This window comes from Thermococcus sp. 2319x1 (assembly GCF_001484685.1).
GTDB lineage: Archaea > Methanobacteriota_B > Thermococci > Thermococcales > Thermococcaceae > Thermococcus_A.
On record NZ_CP012200.1, the window covers coordinates 1,030,613 to 1,051,387 of the forward strand.

Consider the following 20,775-nt stretch of genomic DNA (forward strand, 5'->3'; position numbering starts at 1 on the left):
AAACAGTTTCGATTAAGCGATGAGATAAAAATTGACAAGAAAATGCAAAAACTTAATATACCTCAGCCCTTATTCCTCACAAGGAATCCAAGATGATTGCCGCTGTGCTTGCCGGAGGAAAAGCAAAGCGTTTTGGGGAAGAGAAACTACTTTACAAGGTTAGTGGGAAGCCTCTGATAGCCCACGCCATAGAGAGGGTCTCGAAGGCAGAGAAAATAGAAGGGGTAGTGATAATAACCTCAAGGGAGAAAAAAGAAACGTTTGAAAGACTTGGCTTTAGAGCCATAGTCGACGAACTTGAAATAGGGCCCATAGGGGGTGTTTACACAGCTTTAAGAGAGCTGGGCGATGTTTTTGTAATAGCAGGAGACATGCCCTCGATAAAACCCGAATTCGTCGACTATATCATAGAGAGGTTCCATGAGCTTAACCCCATTGTGTGCGTTCCAAAATGGGAAAACGGGTATCTTGAACCCCTCCATGCTGCATATTCAAAAAACTTCTCTAAAATATTGGAGGAGCAGATAGCAGAAGGAAGGTACATGCTTAACGAAGCAATAAGACTCTCTAACCCATGCTACATAGAAATAGAGCCCCTCCCCAAAGAATGGCAGGAGAGCTTTTTTAACGTAAACACTAAAAGCGATTTAAGGAAGATTAAAGGTTCTTTGAGAGTATAATAACGTTATCAAGCACTTTGGGTTTAAATTCTTCCACAAATTCTTTTCCGATTATCGTGCGGAGCTCTTTGAATCCAAGCCCCTTCGCTCTGGCGAGTAGAAGAGGGATGTCTCCCTCTCTCCCCCACAAGTAGCCCGTAACAACAGAACTATCATAATAAACCCCTTCAAGAACATAATAAGACTTCCCCAGCCTTCCGCTCTCGAAATAAACCCTATCATCTATCCCCGCTATCTTATCCCTAAAAGCCAAGAACCAGTGGTGGTAGGAGCTTTGGAACTTTCCCGCGACCATTTCTAGGCCCTTAACTTCTTTCCACGAGAATTCAAACACCTCAGGCTCTAACTCAATAGTAGAAAAAGAACTTAAGTCAAACTCCACAAAGCTGGCATTGTAGAGAACATCCCTTATGCCGAGCTTTTCATAGAAGCCGATTGCCGATTTTTCAGGCGTAACTGTAACCAGCTCACAGCCTTTCTCACGGGCCAACCCTTCGACAAATTCAACAATAGCCCTGCCCACACCTTTGCCTCTGAAGCTTTTATGCACCTCAAGTACATCTATGTGGGCGATTTTTCTAATTTTGCCCCCCATGGGCTCTTCACTGACTAAGACCTCCCCGTTCCCCATTATACCGCCATTTTCTTCCGCAACTATGGGAAACTGCCCCTCTAAAAGGAGGTTGTTTATATGAATTGCACAGGTTTCAACGCTCATCCAAGGGCCGCCATGGAGATAGCGCTCCTCAATGCTGAGTTCTTCATAGCTGGCTTCTCCACCTCCACTTTTCTTTATCCATCTCTCAACTCCGGAGCAGTGGACATCAACTATGGCTTTGCAGTCATCAAGCCTTGCAATCCTAACTCTCATAAAAACCACCAAAAAAGAAGAAAATTAAAGCTCCGCCTCGCTTAAGAACTCAAGAAGGTCCAAGAGCCTTCTGTCCTTTATCTTCGTTATGTAGTCACTAACCCCTTCCCTTCCGATCTTGCCGTCCTTGTACAGGGCGACAGCCTTTACTCCTTCAAAGAACTCTCTCATCTCTGGAAATGCCCTGGCAAACATGTCTATGTTGTTGTAAATCTCATCAAACCTGTCTTCGATCATGAGCTGCCACACTACATCTATTAGGGCATCAAATGCAACGTCAAAGTACTCGCTGTCTCTTCCATAGAGCATTGCATAGAGGCATTCATGCAGGGCCGCCTCGTAGTTGTCTTCATCCTCAAATATCTCCTCAAAGACAAGGTGTATCTGGGATTTCAACCTGTTGTTCAGCTCTTGTGAAAGAAGCTCAGCAAGCTCTGCCTTTGCCTCTGCTATCTTCCCCATCTCGAAGGTTATGTAAGCTTTGTAAATCCTTATCTGCTTAACATCCTCCTCCTTCCCAAGCTCTTGGAGGGCTTTTTCTGCCCTGTCCATTAGCTCTAATGCTTTTTCGTACTCTAAAAGCTCCTCATGAATGAGCCCCATGTTGTAGTAGATTTTTGCAATGTTTTCCAGATTTCCCTTCTCGGTCTCCTCTTCAAGCAGTCCTCTGTAGAGGTCAAGTGCCTTTTCTAATTCTCCCAAGAGGTAATATAAATCGGCGAGGTGATATTTAGCCTCAAAGGTATTCTCTTCCTCAGCGAGCCTCTCAAACTCCTCAACCTTGTCAACATCCAGAAATTCAAGGAAATAATAAACCACAAGCTTGTAAAGCTCATAATCCTTGCACTCTAAGGCGAGCTTTTCAGCCTTTCCAAGAACCTCTTTCAGCTCTTCTTCACTAAGCTCATCGGCCTTGTAATATAGCAAACTTGCCAGCTTTTTACAGTCTTTCTCCTGAATTGCCTCGAGTATTTCTTCCATTTTATCGCACCCCAAGAAAATTAGGCAATGGAACCTTTTAACCTTTAACATTTTTCTTTTGAAAGCCTCGCCCTTGAGCGGTTGAAATCTGTTGAGTGGCCCTTTTGGGTGATAACCCCGAGCTGGCTTTGCCGGTAGGGGTAATGGGCACGAGACCGGGCCCTCGGGCTGAGCCGAAACCGGCGACGGGAGTAGGTGGTGAGCCCGTAAACCTCTCTGTCAATGGCGAGGGAGTTAACGGCGGGGAAGAGAACAAAACATAAAAAGGCTTATGGGGGTTGAAGCTCTGTGAAAGCTGCAACGCCTCGGCGAGCTATAGGGTCTACCAATATGGAGAGGTCGTAAAGGAGGGAACCGCAAAAATCAAATGGCTTAAAGGAACTCTCTACATAACAGTCCCTCTGGAGCTCTACGATGAGTTTATCGTTTATCTCTCTCCGAACTTCTCCTGTGAGGTAAAGCCTGTAGAATATAGGGTGATTGCCGGACTGAACCTCAACAAGCTTAGAGACATCAGCGTTAAGGTTGGGAAAGCGATTGAGTTGCAATGGAATGGCACTGTATCCAAGAACTCTTCCTCAAAGCTAAGATTCAATGCCTCAGGGAGGCTTTTAGGAATTGATGTAAAGCTCTACAATTACAGGGGAAAGGAGGTTTCGGGGATATTAGAATGGGGAAATAGTAAAGGATGGCTGGACATGGATACCTGGCGAAGATATACGTGGGGAGGTAACACTAACCTTAAACCTCCCACCCGGAACTGGAGTAAGTGCAACCGCTTATCATGCTCGGGAGAGGGAGCAAATTAACGGAGACCTCTTGATTAAAGACAAAGAAAACCACACAGATTTTAATTACCCCTTCGGAGCTATGTTGTGGGACAGAGGAGGTATCGAGGCATAGTTTGAAGCAAAAGGTGAAGGAGATGTCCTGGTCTTTGACTTCGGCAACGAAAAAATATCCAGAGTATCAATAAAACGCAACGAAGTCTGTGCTGAGCTCTACACCCTATATTATGGCAAAAAGAAGCATTGCTCTCTGCTCCCAATGAAGAAAATACACAATTTAAAGGTATCTTTGATTAGAATCCCCGACGGAAGGCGGCTCCTGCGGATTAAGGTTGATAAGGTTGTCTTCAGCGAAATGGTAAATTCCCCCAATTAGATTCTGGTATTTTGGAGATAATATCTCCCTGATAAGTCTTGATGCATCTTTGCACAGAAACCCGGACTACTATGTAGTGCCACCTGATGAAAGAAAAACGGATATTGCCCTTGGGATTTCAACATTGGCACTGGTATTTGCCATAGCATTGTGGATACGTGAGAAAAGGAAGCAAGCGTCATGAGAATACCTTTTAAACTCTCCCGTCGATCACAAATCATGCTTGAAGTGATTTTCCTCGGAACCGGAGGTATAATGCCCAGCAAAGAAAGAAACGTGCCCTCCATAGCGTTAAGATACAACGGGGAGATTATCCTCTGGGACATTGGAGAGGGAACTCTAAGACAGCTGAACATAGCCAAGCTGAGCCCCATGAAGATTGAGAAGATTTTCATAACCCACTTCCACGGCGACCACTACCTTGGTCTGATGAGCCTTGTTCAAACAATGACCCTCTGGAACAGGGAAAAGCCCCTCCACGTTTACGGTCCAAAGTACACCTTCGAGTTCATTCAAAACTACCTAAAAAGTGGATTTTTCAGGCCAAGCTTTGATATACATGTCCACGAGCTCGGAGAGGCAAGGTTAAAGTTTGGAGACTATGAAATATGGAGCTTCAAGGTGGAGCACGGCGTTCCAGCATTAGGCTATGTTTTCAAGGAGAAGGACAAAAGGGGAAGTTTTGATCTTGATAAAATTAAAGAACTCGGCCTAAAGCCCGGTCCCTGGATGAAAGAGCTTGAAACCAAGGGAAAGATTGAGATTAATGGCAAGTTTATTCACCTCGAAGATGTGACTGGAAGTCCCAAGAGGGGTGTGAAAGTCGTTTATACCGGCGATACCGAGCCCTGCGAGAGGGTGAAGCTCTTTTCTGAAAAGGCAGATGTTTTAATTCACGAAGCAACTTATCTTAGTGAAGAGGATAGGGGAGAGAGCTATCACTCAACGGTTCCAGAGGCCTGCGAAGCTGCAAAAAAAGCAAAAGTTAAACTCCTTGTTCTCTTCCACAGAGCTCCCAGATACACGTATGAAGAGTATAAGCAGGGGGCGGAAAAACTCTGCGGGCATAGATTTATAATACCCAAAGACTTCGATGTGCTTAGAATTGGTGAAGGCTATGAGCTATCTTCGCTACGTTAAGGTCATAGGGACAATGCACGTATCTCCAAAAAGCAGAAGGGATGTTAGAGAGACCATATTAAAGGAAAAACCAGACGCAGTTGCCGTCGAGCTTGATAGACAGAGGTTTTACTCCCTCCAGTCCTCGGAGAGGATAACGTTTAAGGAAGCAGTAAAGCTCGGAAAGAAGGCCCTCTTGGGATACATCCTTATGAAGGTTGAGGAGAGGATTGGAGAAGAATTTGGCATGAAGCCCGGAAGAGAAATGATGGAAGCAATCCAGACAGCATCTCTTCTCGGAGTTCCGCTGTATTTAATCGATGAAGACATACAAAGTATAATGGAAAGGCTTCTCAGAGCACCTTTGAGGGAGAAGATACTCCTCCTACTTGAGAGCTCCTTGGTTTTTCTTCCGATTGCTCCCGAATCAGAAAACCCGGAGGATATAATGGAAGGCTATAAACTAATGATGCACAGATTTAAGCTCCGCTATCCATATCTTTTCAGGATTCTCGTGGAGGAGAGAAATGAGATAATGGCAAGGAACCTAAAAGCAATCGTTGATGAGCTCAAGGGGAGAGGGGTCAAAAAGCCAAAAGTGGTGGCGGTTGTTGGCCTTGGACACAAAAAAGGCATAGAAAAGCTTTTGAATTCTTACAGAGAATAGAAGAACTTTTATACAATAACGACAAGATTGTATGGGTGATACCATGGAAAGGCAACACTTAAAATGCCCTCTATGCGGAGGAACAAGCTTTAAGGTTGAAGAAGGAAAGCTGGACAGCAAGTGGGGCTTTACGGCGCATAAGGTGAAGATAGTCATCTGCGAAAACTGTGGTTATGTTATGATGTTCTACAAAGGAAGAACGATATGGGACTTCGATTAGTCCTAAACTTTATATTCTATCCATCCAATTTTTCTTGGGGTTGGAAATGAGGGAAAAACTGAAGCGCATGCTTAAAGTTGATATTCTCGACATTGAATACGAGGGAGACAAAGTGATTGTTTATGTTCCCAAGGATCAGGTTAGGATAGCCGTTGGGAGTGGAGGAAGCGCTGTAAAGGCAGCAGAGCTTGTACTTGGCAAGAAAATCGAGATTAGAGGTAGATGAGCAATGGTGCTTGGCTTTAGGAAACAGGAGCTTGAGGACTTAGCCATATCCTTCATTGTTCTTACCCTTGTTTTTTCCCGATTTGAGCTCAGGCTAATCCCCTATGTTGCCCTTGGAATATTTACGGCGTTTGTGTTCCACGAGCTTGCCCATCGACAGGTTGCAAGGAAGTATGGATACTACGCGGTTTATAGAAGATGGGACACTGGAATAATGCTCGCTCTGCTCTTGGGGATACTGAACAAGCTTCTAGGCCTTAGGTTCATTTTCGCAGCGGTTGGGGCCGTTCAAGTTTACTCTCTCTATGCAGGCTGGAAGGATAGGGAGATTTATGGAAAGATAAGCCTTGCCGGACCTGTAACGAACATATTGGTGGGAGTGTTTGCACTCGTTTTACTGCTATTTGGAAAATTTTCCGGTATTTTGTGGGCTTCCCTGTACTATACGGCCTTCATAAACCTCTGGCTGGCATTCTTTAACCTTCTACCGATTCCTCCTTTGGATGGCTATAAGGTTTTAAGGTGGAATCCCGGCTACTGGGGAGTGGCTATAGGGATAGCCTTTCTCCTCCAGTCCCTCCTTTAGTTTCACTCTTGGTGATACAGGAGGGAAAGGTTAAAATACAACAAGTCCAATCATCTAAGGGAGGTGAAAAAATGAAGTATAAAGAGCCCTTTGGTGTTAAGCTCGATTTTGAAACCGGGATAATTGAGAACGCAAAGAAAAGCGTCAGAAGGCTCAGCGACATGAAAGGCTACTTCATTGATGAGGAAGCCTGGAAGAAAATGGTGGAAGAGGACCCTGTGGTCTACGAGGTCTATGCAATAGAGCAGGAAGAAAAAGAAGGCGACTTAAACTTTGCAACAACCGTTCTCTACCCCGGCAAAGTTGGAAACGAGTTCTTCATGACCAAAGGTCACTACCACTCAAAAATAGACAGGGCAGAAGTTTATTTTGCCCTTAAAGGCAAGGGCGGTATGTTGCTTCAAACACCCGAGGGAGAGGCAAGGTTCATCGAGATGGAGCCGGGCACTATAGTTTACGTTCCTCCATACTGGGCTCACAGAACTATAAACACCGGGGATGAGCCGTTTATCTTCCTTGCACTGTACCCGGCAGACGCGGGCCATGACTATGGGACAATCGCCGAAAAGGGCTTTTCTAAGATAGTGGTTGAAGAGAACGGAAAAGTTGTTGTCAAGGACAATCCCAAGTGGAAGATGTAATCCCGTTTTCTCTTTTTTGAGAGCTGGATAAAATGTCCAATAGAAAATGAGACCTTTGAATATGTAAAAGATTTTTATAGGCTTAAAACATATCCCCTTACGGTGGTGTTAATGACTTTCGATAAAAAGAAAATTGAGGAGATTAAGAAGGCCGAGCAGGAATGGGAAGAAAAGACCGTAAAACCGTTCATTCAAAAAGGGCCTGAAAGAAAGGAGAAGTTCATGACAGACGACGGCTTTGAAATTAAAAGGGTCTACACACCTGCAGACCTCGAGAACTGGGACTATTTGGAGAAGCTAAACTTCCCGGGTCAATATCCGTTCACCAGAGGGGTTTATGCTACAATGTATAGAGGAAGGTTCTGGACGATGAGGCAATATGCCGGTTACGCAACCGCTGAAGAGTCAAACAAGCGCTACAAATATCTTCTCGAACAAGGGCAGACCGGTTTGAGTGTTGCCTTTGATTTGCCAACCCAACTTGGCTACGATTCCGATCACCCCATGGCGGAGGGAGAAGTTGGAAAAGTAGGCGTTGCCATCGATTCTCTCTGGGACATGGAGATTCTTTTCGATGGCATTCCCCTCGATAAGGTTTCTACATCAATGACAATTAACGCCACAGCCGCCAATCTTTTGGCCATGTATATTTTAGTTGGTCAAAAGCAGGGTGTTTCCCAGAAACAGCTTATGGGTACAGTCCAGAATGATATTCTCAAGGAGTACATAGCGAGAGGTACCTACATCTTCCCACCTCAGCCCTCTATGAGACTAACAACCGATATTATAATTTACTGTGCTGAAAACGTTCCGAAGTGGAACTCGATAAGCATAAGCGGTTACCACATCAGAGAAGCCGGAGCAAATGCGGTTCAAGAGGTTGCCTTCACACTGGCCGATGGAATAGAGTACGTCAAAGCGGTGATAGCAAGGGGCATGGACGTTGACAAGTTCGCACCAAGGCTCAGCTTCTTCTTCAGTGCCCACAACAACTTCCTTGAGGAGATAGCAAAATTCAGAGCTGCCAGAAGATTATGGGCAAAGATTATGAAGGAAAAATTTGGCGCAAAAGACCCAAGGTCAATGCTCCTAAGGTTCCACACGCAAACGGCTGGTTCAACTTTGACCGCCCAACAGCCTGAGAACAACATAGTAAGAGTCGCTATCCAAGCCCTTGCAGCGGTATTGGGAGGAACTCAAAGCCTACACACCAACTCCTACGACGAGGCTTTAAGCCTTCCAACGGAGAAGAGCGTTAGAATAGCCTTAAGGACACAGCAGATCATAGCTTACGAAAGCGGCGTCGTTGATACAATAGATCCCCTCGGAGGAAGCTACTACATCGAATGGCTTACAGACCACATAGAGGAAGAGGCCATGAAGTACATCGAAAAAATCGAGGCCATGGGGGGCATGATGAAGGCCATTGAGAGGGGTTACATCCAGAAGGAGATAGCCGAGAGCGCCTACAAGTACCAGAAAGAGATTGAGGAAAAGAAGCGCATTATAGTTGGAGTTAACGAGTTTGTCGTTGACGAGCCAATAGATGTTGAAATTCTCAAAGTAGATCCAAGCATTAGGGACAAGCAAATAGAGAGGCTAAAGAAGCTGAGGAGCACAAGAGATAACAAGAAGGTTGAGGAGGCCCTTGACAAACTCAGAAAGGCTGCGGAGAATGAAGACGAGAACTTAATGCCCTACATCATTGAGGCACACAAACACCTCGCAACACTCGGTGAGGTTACGGACGTTTTAAGAGAGGTATGGGGTGAATACAGGGCTCCACTTATCTTCTGATTACCCCATTTTCTTTTCTAAATATACCACAAGGGCGAGGAGTATCACAAGTGCGCCAATTATAAGATATGCCCCCCGTGACTTCAGTTCACCAACTTCCGCCCCTCTGCCCGCTTTTTCAAAGTTTATTGTGACATTTCCTTCCCCAATCACTGCCAGGGCTATGAAGTCCTCGTAACTCCTTATACCGAGTTCTCCTTCAATGGCTTTTCCCTTCCCCTTAAAAGCTCCTTTGAAGTTCGTAGATAAGGGATCAAAGTTTTCTTTTTCGTTGTTTAGGGTGAAGTAATACACCCTCAGCTCCACATCCCTATCTGAGGAAAGAGAAAATTTCAGCTTCTGACCTCTGAGAGAGGTGGCATTTATTATAAAAGTCCTCAGTCCTTCGCCGAATTCCCTTCTCCTAAGCTCGAAACTAACGTTTCTCAGCCCGTTGAGATAATCCGACACCAGTAAGATGCCCTCGAAGTAGCCTTCTCCCTCGACCATTACCATAAAATCGCCCTCGGTGAACACTATGTAGTCGCTTCTTCCCCTCTCTTGCGTCGAAGATGCTATGATCTTTCCTGAAAGGTCTAGGAGATGAATTCTAAGGTCCTTTCCCTGTCGTATGTGCCTCCCGTAGAGGACGGCAATCTTCTCCCCGTCCCATGGCTCAAAGGCGAAGGGAGGGGTTATCTCGTTCCCCATTACTCTATAAGGCAAGCCTACATGGTGGTGTTCGCTGGTGTAGTTGACCTTCGCGAGCCAGTTGTCGCCGTAAACCGGGAGTATCCCTATTCCCCTGACCTCCAGTTTTAGGGGAATCTCGATGTCGTTAACCGTCACGCTGAAATCTATCGGTTCATTGAGCATGAAACCCTGCGGTAGGCTTGGAAGCTTTAAAACGAGCGTTACCTGAGCATTTTGAACCACGTCAAGCTCCTCAATTTGAGTATCTCCATAGTAAAAGTAGGCCTTTATAGAATCCGGCAGCCCTCTAATGCCGAACTCCGCTTTTCCGTTGCCAACAACAGTTATAACATAGCTCACGCTTCCTCCAAGTATGCCCTTAGCGTAGGAATTGACCGCTTTTGCAGTCAGTTCTGCCTTTAGGAAGAGCGGGAAGGTAACAGAGTAGGAGCCCGATGTGACCCCAATGGTTAGAATTTGCACATCTTCTGGAACTTTAAACTCGAGATATGCCTCTTCGTTTGGATTTATTGTAACATCGGCAAAGTAGGGCTCACCCACAATGGCGGAGTTCCGGTAGACAGCCACTTTTCCCAAGAAGCTTGCCTTCCCATCGTTTCTTAACCATACCCTCAGCTTTCCACCTTCCTTCTCAACCTTCACAAGAGAAATCTTTGGCATTTCGAAGTAAAAGCTCTCCTGCTTTACTACGCCATAGTCAATCAAAACTGTGCCTTGAGTTACATCTATGTCAAAGACCACTTCTCTCTCTTCCTTTGAGTTAAGGTAAACCTCTTTCTTGTCTAAGGTCATTCCGCTAACCAGAAGCTTAACCGTGACTCCAACAGGATCCCCATGGTTTTTAAGAAGGACGTGAAGCTTTTCATCCCTCCAAATCTTCTCAATCGTCACAAGTTCCTTGAGAGAAGTTACCGTTATGGTCTTTGACAGCTTGGCTTCTTTTAGCATAAAAGTTAGCTGATTGTAGGAGGGGGAGATCTTCAAAGTTAAGCTTTCTCCGGGTTTGAGAACAACAGGCTGCTCCACTATTCCAACTCCCTGAGCAAGAACCATAAGTGCATCGCTGATTTCGTAATAACCCGTGTTCTTTACCTTTACCTTTATGTAGGCATCAAAGGACTCCACAAGGGACACCTCAAAGTCCTTCTTTTTTAGAACCTCAACGCTAGAGTAGTTACCGCTTAGATGGAGCCTGAGGGTAAGCGTATCCAAATATAAGCTCCCGACTGTGTAGTTCACCCCATTGAAGAGAACACTTTCCCCAAAGTGAAGCCCCTTGATCAGGCTCGTGTTTTCACCATTTAAGAATAGAAAGACGATATCAGGATTGCTCTGGGAAACATCAAAAGTTACAGTGGTGTTATCCACTATCAGAATATCATCCATTCCGAGCTCAACCGAGAGAGCAAAAGCGTTCCCGGCAAAGAGGAGAAGCATGAAAAGTGGTAAGGCTTTCCTCATGGCTCATCCCTCATACTCCTTCCTGTATAAACCCAAGAGAGTAAAAATAAGGCTCAGCAAGACAACACTAACGAAAAACAGAGCACTCATAGCTGAATCTCCTTTGTAGCTGTCCAGTCCAGTGTGAAGCGTAAAACCCCTCTTTAGCAAAACCCCTATTTGATAGCTCAGGTTAAAGCGCTCCGGGTTATCAAAAAAGGGCAACTGTGGGAGTATGAATTGAGCAGTAAACACCAGCCCAAAGCTTGCAAGGGATGCGTAGAGGGGTCTCGAAAGAACCACTGAGAGAAGCATTGAAACCGCCCCAAGGCTTCCAAGAACGAGAACTGTAACCCCAAGGGCAAAGAGGAAGTCGTCAAAAGTTGCCCTAAATCCCTCAAAGCCCGATTTGTAGAGAAGAACCATGTAAACCTGCATCACAAAGTAGGGGATGCCAAAAATCATGAGCACAGCAGTAATCCCAGAAAGAAACTTGCCAAATACTATTTCGCTTTTCTTTATCGGTTTTACGAGGAGAAGTCTTATCGTGCCCCTGTCAATTTCACTTGCGAGCAAATCGCTCATAACAATAATAACGACCAGCTGGCCGATTACACTCGCCCAGAAGTTTATTAAAAACTGGGAAACGTTTATCTGGAATGAAATCTCCAAGGCTTTCGCGCTGTATTCGGTTATCTCCTCATGGGTGAAAAAGTAGACTATCACGGGAAGAAGCATCAAAACCAGCATTACCTTAAGACGCCTTGATTTTAAAAGCCTATAAACCTCGTTTTGATATAGAACGCTAATCACTTTCCTCACCTATGCTGAACTTTTCCATAAGAATTCTCTCAAGCGGGCTTGTGTGGGGTTTGAAAAGCTTTAGGCGAATACCCCGGGAAACTAAATGCTTCGGGAACTGCAGGAAAAACTCGTCAAGGAACCTCGGATCGACTTTAACCCTAATTATGTTCTCCTCCTCCCAGACTTCCCTAACGTATGGCTTTTCCTTTAGGAACTCAATTGCTATCTTGTTGTCCGAAGTGGAAACATCATAATCGTTTTCCTCTATCTCCGTCAGCTCACTTATCTTTCCCTGGGCTATCAAACGGCCCTGATTTATAAGGCCAACGTAGTTGCACATCTTCTCAACTTCGCTCACTATGTGTGAGCTTACAAAAATAGTCTTTCCTTCCTTTGCCAAGGAGAGGATTTTTCCTATGAACTCTATTCTCCCTAGAGGGTCAAGATTGGCTGTGGGTTCGTCCAGTATTAAAAGTTCCGGATTACCAATTAGAGCAGAGGCAAAAGCTACCCTTTGTTTTTGTCCCGAGGAGAGTTCCTTTATTTTGTTCAAGGCTAATCTACCAACCCCAACGTAGCGCATAAGCTCCTTCGCCTGTTCCCTAGCTTCCTCCTTTTTTAAGCCTGAAAGTCTGCCCATATAAGTCAGAAAGTCAAAGATCGTCATATCATCATAGGCTATGGGTATTTCGGGCATATAGCCAACGTTTTTCATTATCTCAACTCTCTTTTGGGGCATCTCAAGGTTAAAAATTCTGATTTCTCCATAAGTGGGTCTCAATGCCGCCGTGAGCATTTTAATAGTGGTGGTTTTACCAGCACCATTGGGCCCCAAAAAGCCATAGACAACCCCTTTAGGAACTTTAAGGTTAAGATGATAGATTATGTTCCTTTTTCCGAAAAACTTTGTGAGATCTCTGGTTTCTATAACGTATTCCATCTTCAACACCAGACTGTAGACGATGATCTTAACCAATAGATAATAATCTAAAACGAAGTTAAATGTTTTGTGGAATTCTGTCTTAGTTTCTGTATACAGATTTTGCCAGCATGGCTCATAGTTCCACCCACGTTCACGGGTTCGTGAGCGTGCATGAAGTCGTAGATGAGGACTTCCTTAAAAGCATTGAAGCAACAGATGAAAAAGAAGGAGTAAAAAACGCTGGAGACATCAGGCCCGGAAAGCTACCGAAAAAAGAGCTTAACAAAATGCTGATAACCTCAATCGTGCGCAGGTTAAGAAGATTGTACTTCAGCGTCCCAAAAAGTGAGGACAGAATACTAATCGAAGAAACCCTTGAGGACCTCACCCAACTAATGCTAATCAACAACATTGCAACGTTTGTAGTGCTATGAAATACACCATCACAACTGTTACCTCTATCATTTCAATTTTCATTTCACAGCAACTTGCCAACTTCCTGACCATTGATTTTTATCACCCATACCCTCATCATCCACCCCTTCGGCTCCAATTCAAATATTTTATCTTCATTTTTTCCTTAACCTTGAGTTCAATATAATGCCTTCCACTCTTGTAGTCAATCTGAACCACATCACCATCAACTTCCATAACAACCCTTTTTCCGAAGGACCCAAGAGGCCAACAAATCCAATAAGACCAAGGACGAATCCCACAAATTCATAGAAATCCTTTTCCGTAGTATCCAAGGTTTTTGAATAGACTGCTTCTCTGACCCCGACATACTTAGATGTAATCAAGCTGAACGTATTATCCCAATAAATTGTGTATTTCCCGACACCGTACTTGCTAACATTTACAATGATATGGATCGGGCTCGTAAGCCTCCCATAATCGACACGGCTCACCCCCATACACAATTTTAGAGTGGTCTGTGTACACACTCATAAAAGAAGGGCTCTCAATGGAGAAAAGGCACGAAAGAAGCGAAAGACAAGGCTCAATATCACAGTTGATGAAGAGGTCGGCGAAGTGTTTGAGCGGCTTTACATTAAAAAGTCTAAGTTCATTAATGACCTCCTCAGAATCGTTCTTTTTGGGGAGGGCGATATTATGAATTTCTTAGAATCGTTATGGTGGGCCCGCGGGGATTCGAACCCCGGACCTTCGCCGTGTGAGGGCGACGTCATAACCAGCTAGACCACGGGCCCGCCCAAGTGGTCATCCATATCTCTCCAAGCATTGCTTATAAATTTTTCTTACCCTTTACTGATACTGTCGGGATAAGCAGTGGGGCGTCAGGTTTAAATCCCAGACACTGCCACAGAATAAGAAAGGGGGAATATGCAAGCTGAAACCATTATTCACCATTTACTCCCTTAAAACCCTTTCTCCGAAAAAATCCCACCAGAAAAGATAATCAGAGCAATAAACCTCCAAGTTTAAACGATTTTTTCCAAAATTTGACAACGGCACAGGATTGCATTGGTTCTTCAAGTTTTAATCACTCATTTCTTAACTTTCTTCCTTCCTCCAGTTCCCTTCTCAGAGTTCTTGCCTCAAACTCTGCATCTTTTGCTCTAAATACCTTGGCTATCCTTTCGATTGCCTCGAGCTTTCTGATTATGCCGTCGAGCCATGTAAAGATGTCCCCAGGATAGAGCACGAGGGAGTACTGCTTTCTGAAGTAATCTGCAATCTGTGTTGGATGCTTCCCCTGTCTTCTGAGCTCGATTATCGTGGATGAAACCCGCTCCATGGCATATTCCGTACATTCTTCTTCCTCGCACATAAAGAAGTCTTGGTAAATCAGAAACAGCTTGTCCTGCACGTTTGGACTGACCTCCGGCAGAACTTTTTCGAGCTCCTCTAAGATAGAGGCAAAGCTTGGGGAAAAAATGTTGCTGCTCAGTCTTCCTCTCACGGCACTTTCAAGCTCTCTCTGGAGCATTCCTGTGAGATAAACGTTCTCAAATGGTAAAAGCTTAATTGCCATCTCCCTTGGGTGTCTTTTGAAGAGGCTTTCCCTTATAAACTGAGCCTCCTTTGGAAGGAGAAAGCTCATGCTCACGGCCCTTCCGTATGGGGTAACGTCTACAATCTTGCCCCTCACCTTTACAAAGTCGAATTCTTCAAGCTTTTCAAGAACTTTTTCGGCATTTTGATTTGCTCCGAGGCAGAGGGACTGTACCTTTTCGATATCGTCAAGGTAAGAGAAAACACAAGAGTGAGCCAGAACTTGATCTAGCTCAAGCTCATCACTCCATTCAACGTGAACAGGTTCAATTGATGCCGTCAAAAGTTTAAACGCCACTTCATCTTCACTTCCGTCCATCTGAGCAGAATACTTTCTACCGGGCTCCACTATGAGATAAACCTTGCCCTTTTCGTGATACAAAGGCCTGCCAGCCCTTCCAAGCATTTGGTGGAATTCCCTAACAGTGAGCCATTTGTTCCCCATTGCGAGGCTTTCGAAGATTACCTGAGAGGCCGGAAAGTCAACTCCCGCCCCTAGGGCAGCGGTTGTTACAACGACGTCAAGCATTTGGGCTTGAAACTCCATTTCAGTGAGCTTCCTCTGGGGATAGGGCAAACCGCTGTGATAGGGCTTTGCCTTCAAACCCCTGCTCGTTAAAAATGCCGCAAGTTCGTGACACCTCTTTCTTGAGAATGTAAACACTATGCTCTGTCCCTTAAAACCCTGGGGAGACTTTCTCATTGTTTCAGCTTTGCACAGCTGAGCAATATGACGCCACTTCTCGTTTTCGTTTCTCGCTATTATCACGTGCCTCTCAAGTGCAACTGGTCTCTCATCGTAAAGAACAAGCTTCAACCCAAGTTCTTTTGCAAGATCTTGAGGATTTCCAATCGTTGCGCTCAAACCTATGAACTGGGCATTTGGATAGAGCTTTCTGAGTCTTGCAATAAGGCCATCAAGCCTTGCTCCCCTTTCTTCGTCGTCCAGCATGTGAATCTCATCTATGACTATTGTTCCGACGTTCCCTATTTCCCTCCCAGCCCTTAGGAGGTAATCAATGCCCTCGTAAGTTCCAACTATTATTTCGGCATCTATACCTGTATCGACAACAACGAGCTCATCTTTGGTCTTTATCCTGCTCATTCCAACCCTTATAGCGACCCTAAGGCCGAGCTTTGAGTACCTCCTCTTGAAGTCCTCGTACTTTTGGTTTGCCAGAGCCACAAGCGGCACCAAGAAAAGAAACTTTTTCCCTTTGAGGGCTTTTGGAATGCCAGCGAGTTCCCCAATGAGAGTTTTCCCACTCGCCGTTGCGGAAACTATCAGCAGGTTTTCTCCTTCGAGAAGTCCATTCTGCAGAGCTAAAACCTGAACTGGAAGGAGTTTTTCTACGCCTTCTTCTTTTAGAACCTCCTTAAACTCTTCCGGGATGCTTACCTCATCTATGGACAGCTCTTTAACATTAACATGTTTTGGCTCCAGTTCGTCCCACTTCGTAACCTCTGGATTTTTTGTCGGGTCAAAACGGGGATCAAAGACAGCCAGAACTTTATTTAGATCTTTAAATCTCTCAAGAAGTTTTTTTGCTTGGTCAAGCATTCCAAGGCTTCTAAACCTATAGCGGAGCTCGTTTTTGAGTTCTTCCTCGGCACAGCTCTCACAGATAAATTCATGGTGATATCTTATCCTATTCCCTTCCGTCAGCACGGTTATTTTCCCATTTAAAAGACAGAGTCTGCAAAGCTCTGCTTTCTCAACCCTCTTGTTTTGAAGCCTCACCCTGAAATACTCTTCCCATTCTGCGGCATCGGAGGTTAAGACGATTCTCGCAGCTTTCAGCATTTTTTCAATCTCTTTTGGATTTTGATAGTTGCTCCCTTCCAGAACCTTGAAAAGTTTTCCAGCTCTCATTATCAATCTAAAAACCCTCTCCGCCTTTAGGTTTTGAATCTGAGAAAGCTTTTCGAGTTCATCCTCAATGTAGAATGCTTCAAGCTCACCGCTCTTTTTTCCTTTTCTGATTACAAAGAGCATCCCTATCATCTCCTTTGGGAGCCCTTGGAAATCTGAACTCCATTGTCTTTTATGACATCGAGGATTATGGTAACCCTCCATCGTCGGAGGTTTTTGCGAAAATATCTTTGAGAGAGAAGTCTTAAAAAGCTTTTCAGCTCGTCCGTGTTCCTGAAGTTAGCCCTTATCATCACCTGAAACTCCCCGGTTTTTTTATAGATGCCCAAGACGTTTTCGAGAGTTCCTATCTCTTGCAAAACCATCTCAGCTTGGGGATCATCGGCGAGGAGTTCAAGCTCGATTAAAGCCAGCAAATACTCCTCAAGAAAAGCAGGCTCCACAAGAGCTGAATAACCCCTTATCGCGCCGAGTCGCTCGAGTTTATCCACCCTATTCTTTATGCTCGCTACAGATAACCCAAGTTTTTTACTGAGGTCTGTGAAGGTAATCCTACCGTTCTTTCTAAGCTCCAACAGAATTTTTTTGTCGATTTCGTCTATGTCCACCATATCAATCAAAAATATTGAAGAGAAGATATTTAAGTTTTCGCTACTCTACCGGGTGCACCTGAGGGAGGGTTGAAAGCTTTATCGGCGCTCCAAATGCCCTATCCCCCGCATCCCCAAGGCCGGGGAGTATATAGCCTTTATCGTTGAGCTCCCTGTCTATCTTTGTTACGAATATCTCAACTTCTGGGAATTTTTCCTTTATCCTGCTTATTCCTTCAGGAGCCGCAAGAACACCCAATACAATTATCCTCTTTGGAGTACCGTATTTCTTGACCTCTTCTATTACCCTCAGCAGGGTTGAGCCGGTGGCTATCATGGGATCGGCTATGATGACAGTGTCTTCGGGCGTTATCTGGGGGATTTTTATGTAGTTCATCTCTATCTCAAACTTTGGAGCTTTTCCTCTTGATGCCGAGACTATACCAATCCTCGCATGTTCAAAGACCTTTACAAGGCCTTCCATTAGGGGAACAGCGGCTCTAAGGACTGTTACTATGACCACGTTTCTCCTGTCCTTGACTATTATTCCCTCAGTTTCTTCCAAAGGTGTCTCGACTTTTACTTTCTCTGTCTCCATTGTCTTGATTATCTCATAACCCATAAACCTTCCAAGCTTTACAAGCCCTTTTCTAAAGGCTATGGAGTCTGTCTCTTTATCTCTAAGCTCTGTTAGTACTTCCATCAGATATGGGGAGTCATCAAAGGAGTAAACACCTTTCCACCTCTTATCCTCTATCATCTCGATCACCTCAACAGTTGATCAAGCAAAATGGCCGTTAAGGCTCCTACAGCCATGCCTGATTCTAAAATGCTCCCCACAATTCTTGGAAAGTGCTCAAGGAATTCCGGCGGCAATTGGGGAGCTCCAAGTCCCACAATCAGAGCACTTGCGATTATGACCATGTTTCTATCGTTTAGCTCTACCTTCTCCTTTATTAACCTAAGCCCGGTAACACTTATCATGCCGTAGAGCGCTATCGTGAGTCCCCCAAGTACGGGTTGAGGGAGAGAAGCCAAAACACCTGAAAACTTTGGGATCATGGCTAAGAGGATTAGTATCGCCCCTCCTACCTGCACCACTTGTCTGCTTGCAACCTTAGTTAGAGCCACCAATCCTATGTTCTCAGAATAGCTTGTTGTCCCGCAGGCTCCAAAAACTCCAGCAATTGAACATGCAAGCCCTTCGCTCATTATTCCCCTATTGATGTTTGTGTTTGTTATCGGAGCTTCAGATATAGCGGAAATTGCGTGGTAATCTCCAACGCTCTCTATTATGCTCACGATGAATGCGAAGAGAAGGGTTATTATTGCAGAGGCTTCAAATACTGGCGTGCCCCATGGTAGAGGTCTTGGAACATTTACCAATGGTAACTCTTTAACCAATCCGAGATCAGCCATTCCAAGGGGAATGCTGAGGATGTAACCCACCAACGCTCCCACTATTACGGGCATTGCCCTTAAGGCTCCTTTTCCTTTAAGTGCGACGTAGACGGTCGTTGAGAATGTCACAAGTGCGATAAAGAAAGCCTTCGGTATTGTTGAGCCGCTCGGATCGGCAAAGAAGTTGAAGGTGTACTTGACCGCCACATGGGCTAGAGAGAAGCCTATGAGCATTATCGTGACCCCCGTAACTACTGGAGAAAAGAGCCTCTTGACCTTTCCGACAATTCCAAACGCTCCTATTGCCGCTTCGATTAACCCGCCTACGATTAGAGCTCCTTCTACAGCAGCCAATCCCAAGCTTTTCCCTATGCTGATAAGCCCCGGAATAAAGGCGAAGCTTGAGCCCTGAACGATTGGGTATCTTGACCCTATCGTGGTTTGAAGAAGGGTCGCTATTCCCATTGCTAGGAGAACCACCTGGATTAGGAGTGCTATCTCCCTCTGCTCAAGTCCAATTGCCGTCCCCACTACAAGGGGCACTGTAACCGTTGCTCCGAACATTGCAAGAACGTGCTGAAAGCCCAAAAGAACAGCTTGCTTTAATTCAACTTTTTCTTCTATTCCAACTTTAATTCCGTTTGCCATTAAAGCCCGCTCGAGATATGTCGTGAGTAATTTAAAAAATTTTCGGTTTAAGTGATAGTTTTATGGCAACATTGAAAAAGAGATAACAAAAATTGGTCATAAAAATGAAAAATCACTCGCCTCTTTCCTCAGGGGGTATGCTACCTTCTTTTACCGGGATTAAGCATAGGAATTCGAGGGTTTCTGAGTCGGGATTTTCGTATCCGTGCGGCTCATTCGGGGGGATATACAAAAAGCTGCCCGGTATAACTTTCACAGTTTTTCTTCCGTTTGTTATATAGCCCTCTCCCTTTACAACGAATATCTCGTGCTCCCAGTCATGCTGGTGGATTGGTATTTTTCCTCCTTTCCTAATAACAAAATACCTCATTGCAAAGTTTTTGGCCCCTATCTTTGGGGAGATGAGCCATCTTATCGTTGTATTCTCAACTCCCTCCATTGTAACTTCCTTTTCCTCCACGTCTTTGTAGTGTCCAACGAACATTTTTATCACCGTAAAATGTAGGGGAGGCACATTAATAAGCTTATCTGACCACCCATATTGTCCACACCATAAAGATGTAAGCGAGCACACTCACAAGGATGTGTACCTTTATCCAGAACTGCCTCTTCTTGGAGAGAAGTATGAAAGCACCGCTGAGCATTGAGAGACTCATGAGTCCAAAGGCTATATATCCGAGCGTGTAATGGTCTAAAACCACCATCTTAGACCCTCCCAACGGGGAATATGTATAACGGGGCACCCTCAGTACCTATTATCTTTGCAACCTCCTCGTCATAAAAAGCTCCAACGGCAACTGTGCCTAGCCCTAAAGCTGTTGCCTGGAGGTATATGTTCTGTCCTATATGCCCAGCTTCCATATGTACGTACCTGATTCCCCTCTCTCCATAAATCCTTGTGGTTCTTTCATAGAAAGCCACAAGCACAATGTCCACTGCAGCATCTCCTACCCACTTCTGGTTCAATGCTGCTTTCTGGAGCTCCTTTCTAAAGTCTCCCTCCTTAATCATTGTTAAGCTGTGTTCAAAGGGGTCATAGTGATATATTCCCGGCCTTAGGCTCTCCACGTTCCCAACTACAACAAAAATCTCAAAGGGGTAAGTTGCCCCAGCACTTGGAGCGGCTCTTTTGTCCTCGTGGGTTATCCCCTGACAGGCCCATAAGAGTTGAGCAAGCTCTTCTATGCTGATAGGTTGATTTTTGTATGTTCTGATGCTTTTTCTCTTGGCAATTGCCTCTTCCAAGCCCATATCTCCCTTTAACCTCGGCTCTGGCAGAAGTATTTTTTCTCCTGAGTATTTAGTCTCCCTTCCTCGCGGAAAATAGGGTTTTAAGAATAAAGCTATTGAAGACACTACCACAAGAACCACAACAAGGGCTGCAACCTTTTGATAGTTCATATGTGTTTCTGGGTTTTCATGATATTTTAACTTTTT

Annotated in this window: 23 protein-coding genes and 1 tRNA gene; 10 read left to right on the forward strand and 14 right to left on the reverse strand. The window is 44.8% G+C overall.

Annotated elements, in window-relative coordinates; translation table 11 throughout:
* Nucleotides 1–92 precede the first annotated feature (92 nt).
* Nucleotides 93–680, forward strand: a complete 588-nt coding sequence (gene mobA / locus ADU37_RS05845) for a molybdenum cofactor guanylyltransferase MobA (protein WP_058946720.1) — start codon at nt 93–95, stop codon at nt 678–680.
* Here mobA and ADU37_RS05850 read toward each other — a convergent pair.
* Together ADU37_RS05850 and ADU37_RS05855 are read right to left on the reverse strand one after the other, a co-directional pair.
* The gene (locus ADU37_RS05850) at nt 658–1,551 is read right to left on the reverse strand and encodes a GNAT family N-acetyltransferase (RefSeq protein ID WP_058946721.1); all 894 of its coding nucleotides are present in this window, start codon (nt 1,549–1,551) and stop codon (nt 658–660) included. The two genes, mobA and ADU37_RS05850, sit on opposite strands and share 23 nt — an antisense overlap.
* A 24-nt stretch (nt 1,552–1,575) precedes the next feature.
* On the reverse strand, nt 1,576–2,532 hold the full coding sequence (locus tag ADU37_RS05855; protein ID WP_058946722.1) for a tetratricopeptide repeat protein: 957 nt from the start codon (nt 2,530–2,532) through the stop codon (nt 1,576–1,578).
* A gap of 278 nt (nt 2,533–2,810) precedes the next feature.
* Here ADU37_RS05855 and ADU37_RS05860 point away from each other — a divergent pair, with 278 nt between their 5' ends.
* The 8 genes from ADU37_RS05860 to ADU37_RS05890 all read left to right on the forward strand — a co-directional run bounded on the left by ADU37_RS05860 (nt 2,811) and on the right by ADU37_RS05890 (nt 8,951).
* On the forward strand, nt 2,811–3,341 hold the full coding sequence (locus ADU37_RS05860) for a hypothetical protein (RefSeq protein WP_058946723.1): 531 nt from the start codon (nt 2,811–2,813) through the stop codon (nt 3,339–3,341).
* 574 nt (nt 3,342–3,915) lie between these two features.
* The gene (locus ADU37_RS05865; protein ID WP_058946724.1) at nt 3,916–4,836 is read left to right on the forward strand and encodes a ribonuclease Z; all 921 of its coding nucleotides are present in this window, start codon (nt 3,916–3,918) and stop codon (nt 4,834–4,836) included.
* Nucleotides 4,814–5,482: a TraB domain-containing protein gene (locus ADU37_RS05870; RefSeq protein WP_058946725.1), complete on the forward strand. Its 669-nt coding sequence runs from the start codon at nt 4,814–4,816 to the stop codon at nt 5,480–5,482. Before ADU37_RS05865 ends, ADU37_RS05870 begins: the two co-directional genes overlap by 23 nt.
* A 43-nt stretch (nt 5,483–5,525) precedes the next feature.
* Nucleotides 5,526–5,702: a hypothetical protein gene (locus ADU37_RS11515; protein ID WP_004067956.1), complete on the forward strand. Its 177-nt coding sequence runs from the start codon at nt 5,526–5,528 to the stop codon at nt 5,700–5,702.
* A gap of 46 nt (nt 5,703–5,748) precedes the next feature.
* The gene (locus ADU37_RS05875) at nt 5,749–5,928 is read left to right on the forward strand and encodes a KH domain-containing protein (protein WP_058946726.1); all 180 of its coding nucleotides are present in this window, start codon (nt 5,749–5,751) and stop codon (nt 5,926–5,928) included.
* 3 nt (nt 5,929–5,931) lie between these two features.
* On the forward strand, nt 5,932–6,513 hold the full coding sequence (locus ADU37_RS05880) for a site-2 protease family protein (RefSeq protein WP_058946727.1): 582 nt from the start codon (nt 5,932–5,934) through the stop codon (nt 6,511–6,513).
* Nucleotides 6,514–6,584: 71 nt separating this feature from the next.
* Nucleotides 6,585–7,154: a glucose-6-phosphate isomerase gene (gene pgiA, locus ADU37_RS05885; protein WP_058946728.1), complete on the forward strand. Its 570-nt coding sequence runs from the start codon at nt 6,585–6,587 to the stop codon at nt 7,152–7,154.
* 111 nt (nt 7,155–7,265) lie between these two features.
* Complete coding sequence (locus ADU37_RS05890) at nt 7,266–8,951, forward strand: methylmalonyl-CoA mutase (protein ID WP_058946729.1); 1,686 nt, start codon at nt 7,266–7,268, stop codon at nt 8,949–8,951.
* Here the strand turns inward: ADU37_RS05890 and ADU37_RS05895 are convergent, their stop codons facing one another.
* From ADU37_RS05895 to ADU37_RS05905, 3 genes are read right to left on the reverse strand one after another with little or no spacing between them, the layout of a single operon-like run.
* Nucleotides 8,952–11,105: a hypothetical protein gene (locus ADU37_RS05895; RefSeq protein ID WP_058946730.1), complete on the reverse strand. Its 2,154-nt coding sequence runs from the start codon at nt 11,103–11,105 to the stop codon at nt 8,952–8,954.
* Nucleotides 11,106–11,108: 3 nt separating this feature from the next.
* Nucleotides 11,109–11,897 carry an ABC transporter permease gene (locus ADU37_RS05900; protein ID WP_058946731.1) on the reverse strand — a complete coding sequence of 263 codons (789 nt, stop codon included), beginning with the start codon at nt 11,895–11,897 and terminating at the stop codon, nt 11,109–11,111.
* Nucleotides 11,890–12,828, reverse strand: a complete 939-nt coding sequence (locus tag ADU37_RS05905) for an ABC transporter ATP-binding protein (RefSeq protein ID WP_058946732.1) — start codon at nt 12,826–12,828, stop codon at nt 11,890–11,892. Before ADU37_RS05905 ends, ADU37_RS05900 begins: the two co-directional genes overlap by 8 nt.
* Before the next feature lie 143 nt (nt 12,829–12,971).
* On the opposite strand from ADU37_RS05905, the gene ADU37_RS05910 reads away from it, so the two are divergent.
* Nucleotides 12,972–13,244, forward strand: coding sequence for a hypothetical protein (locus ADU37_RS05910; protein WP_238981932.1), 273 nt, complete (start codon nt 12,972–12,974; stop codon nt 13,242–13,244).
* A gap of 135 nt (nt 13,245–13,379) precedes the next feature.
* Here the strand turns inward: ADU37_RS05910 and ADU37_RS11305 are convergent, their stop codons facing one another.
* From ADU37_RS11305 to ADU37_RS05950, 9 genes are all read right to left on the reverse strand, one after another.
* Nucleotides 13,380–13,718, reverse strand: a complete 339-nt coding sequence (locus ADU37_RS11305; protein WP_144433212.1) for a hypothetical protein — start codon at nt 13,716–13,718, stop codon at nt 13,380–13,382.
* Between the two features lie 226 nt (nt 13,719–13,944).
* Nucleotides 13,945–14,021, reverse strand: a tRNA-Val gene (locus ADU37_RS05915).
* A 293-nt stretch (nt 14,022–14,314) separates the two neighbouring features.
* Nucleotides 14,315–16,822: a DUF5814 domain-containing protein gene (locus tag ADU37_RS05920; RefSeq protein WP_058946734.1), complete on the reverse strand. Its 2,508-nt coding sequence runs from the start codon at nt 16,820–16,822 to the stop codon at nt 14,315–14,317.
* A 5-nt stretch (nt 16,823–16,827) separates the two neighbouring features.
* A complete protein-coding gene (locus ADU37_RS05925; protein ID WP_058946735.1) occupies nt 16,828–17,310 on the reverse strand; it encodes an Lrp/AsnC family transcriptional regulator in 483 nt (160 codons plus the stop codon).
* A 40-nt stretch (nt 17,311–17,350) separates the two neighbouring features.
* The gene (gene upp / locus ADU37_RS05930; RefSeq protein ID WP_058946736.1) at nt 17,351–18,049 is read right to left on the reverse strand and encodes a uracil phosphoribosyltransferase; all 699 of its coding nucleotides are present in this window, start codon (nt 18,047–18,049) and stop codon (nt 17,351–17,353) included.
* 5 nt (nt 18,050–18,054) lie between these two features.
* On the reverse strand, nt 18,055–19,338 hold the full coding sequence (locus tag ADU37_RS05935) for a uracil-xanthine permease family protein (RefSeq protein ID WP_058946737.1): 1,284 nt from the start codon (nt 19,336–19,338) through the stop codon (nt 18,055–18,057).
* Nucleotides 19,339–19,450: 112 nt separating this feature from the next.
* Nucleotides 19,451–19,822, reverse strand: coding sequence for a cupin domain-containing protein (locus ADU37_RS05940; RefSeq protein ID WP_058946738.1), 372 nt, complete (start codon nt 19,820–19,822; stop codon nt 19,451–19,453).
* Nucleotides 19,823–19,862: 40 nt separating this feature from the next.
* The gene (locus ADU37_RS05945) at nt 19,863–20,042 is read right to left on the reverse strand and encodes a hypothetical protein (RefSeq protein WP_058946739.1); all 180 of its coding nucleotides are present in this window, start codon (nt 20,040–20,042) and stop codon (nt 19,863–19,865) included.
* 1 nt (nt 20,043) lies between these two features.
* Nucleotides 20,044–20,739, reverse strand: a complete 696-nt coding sequence (locus ADU37_RS05950) for a SagB/ThcOx family dehydrogenase (RefSeq protein ID WP_058946740.1) — start codon at nt 20,737–20,739, stop codon at nt 20,044–20,046.
* Nucleotides 20,740–20,775: the final 36 nt, after the last annotated feature.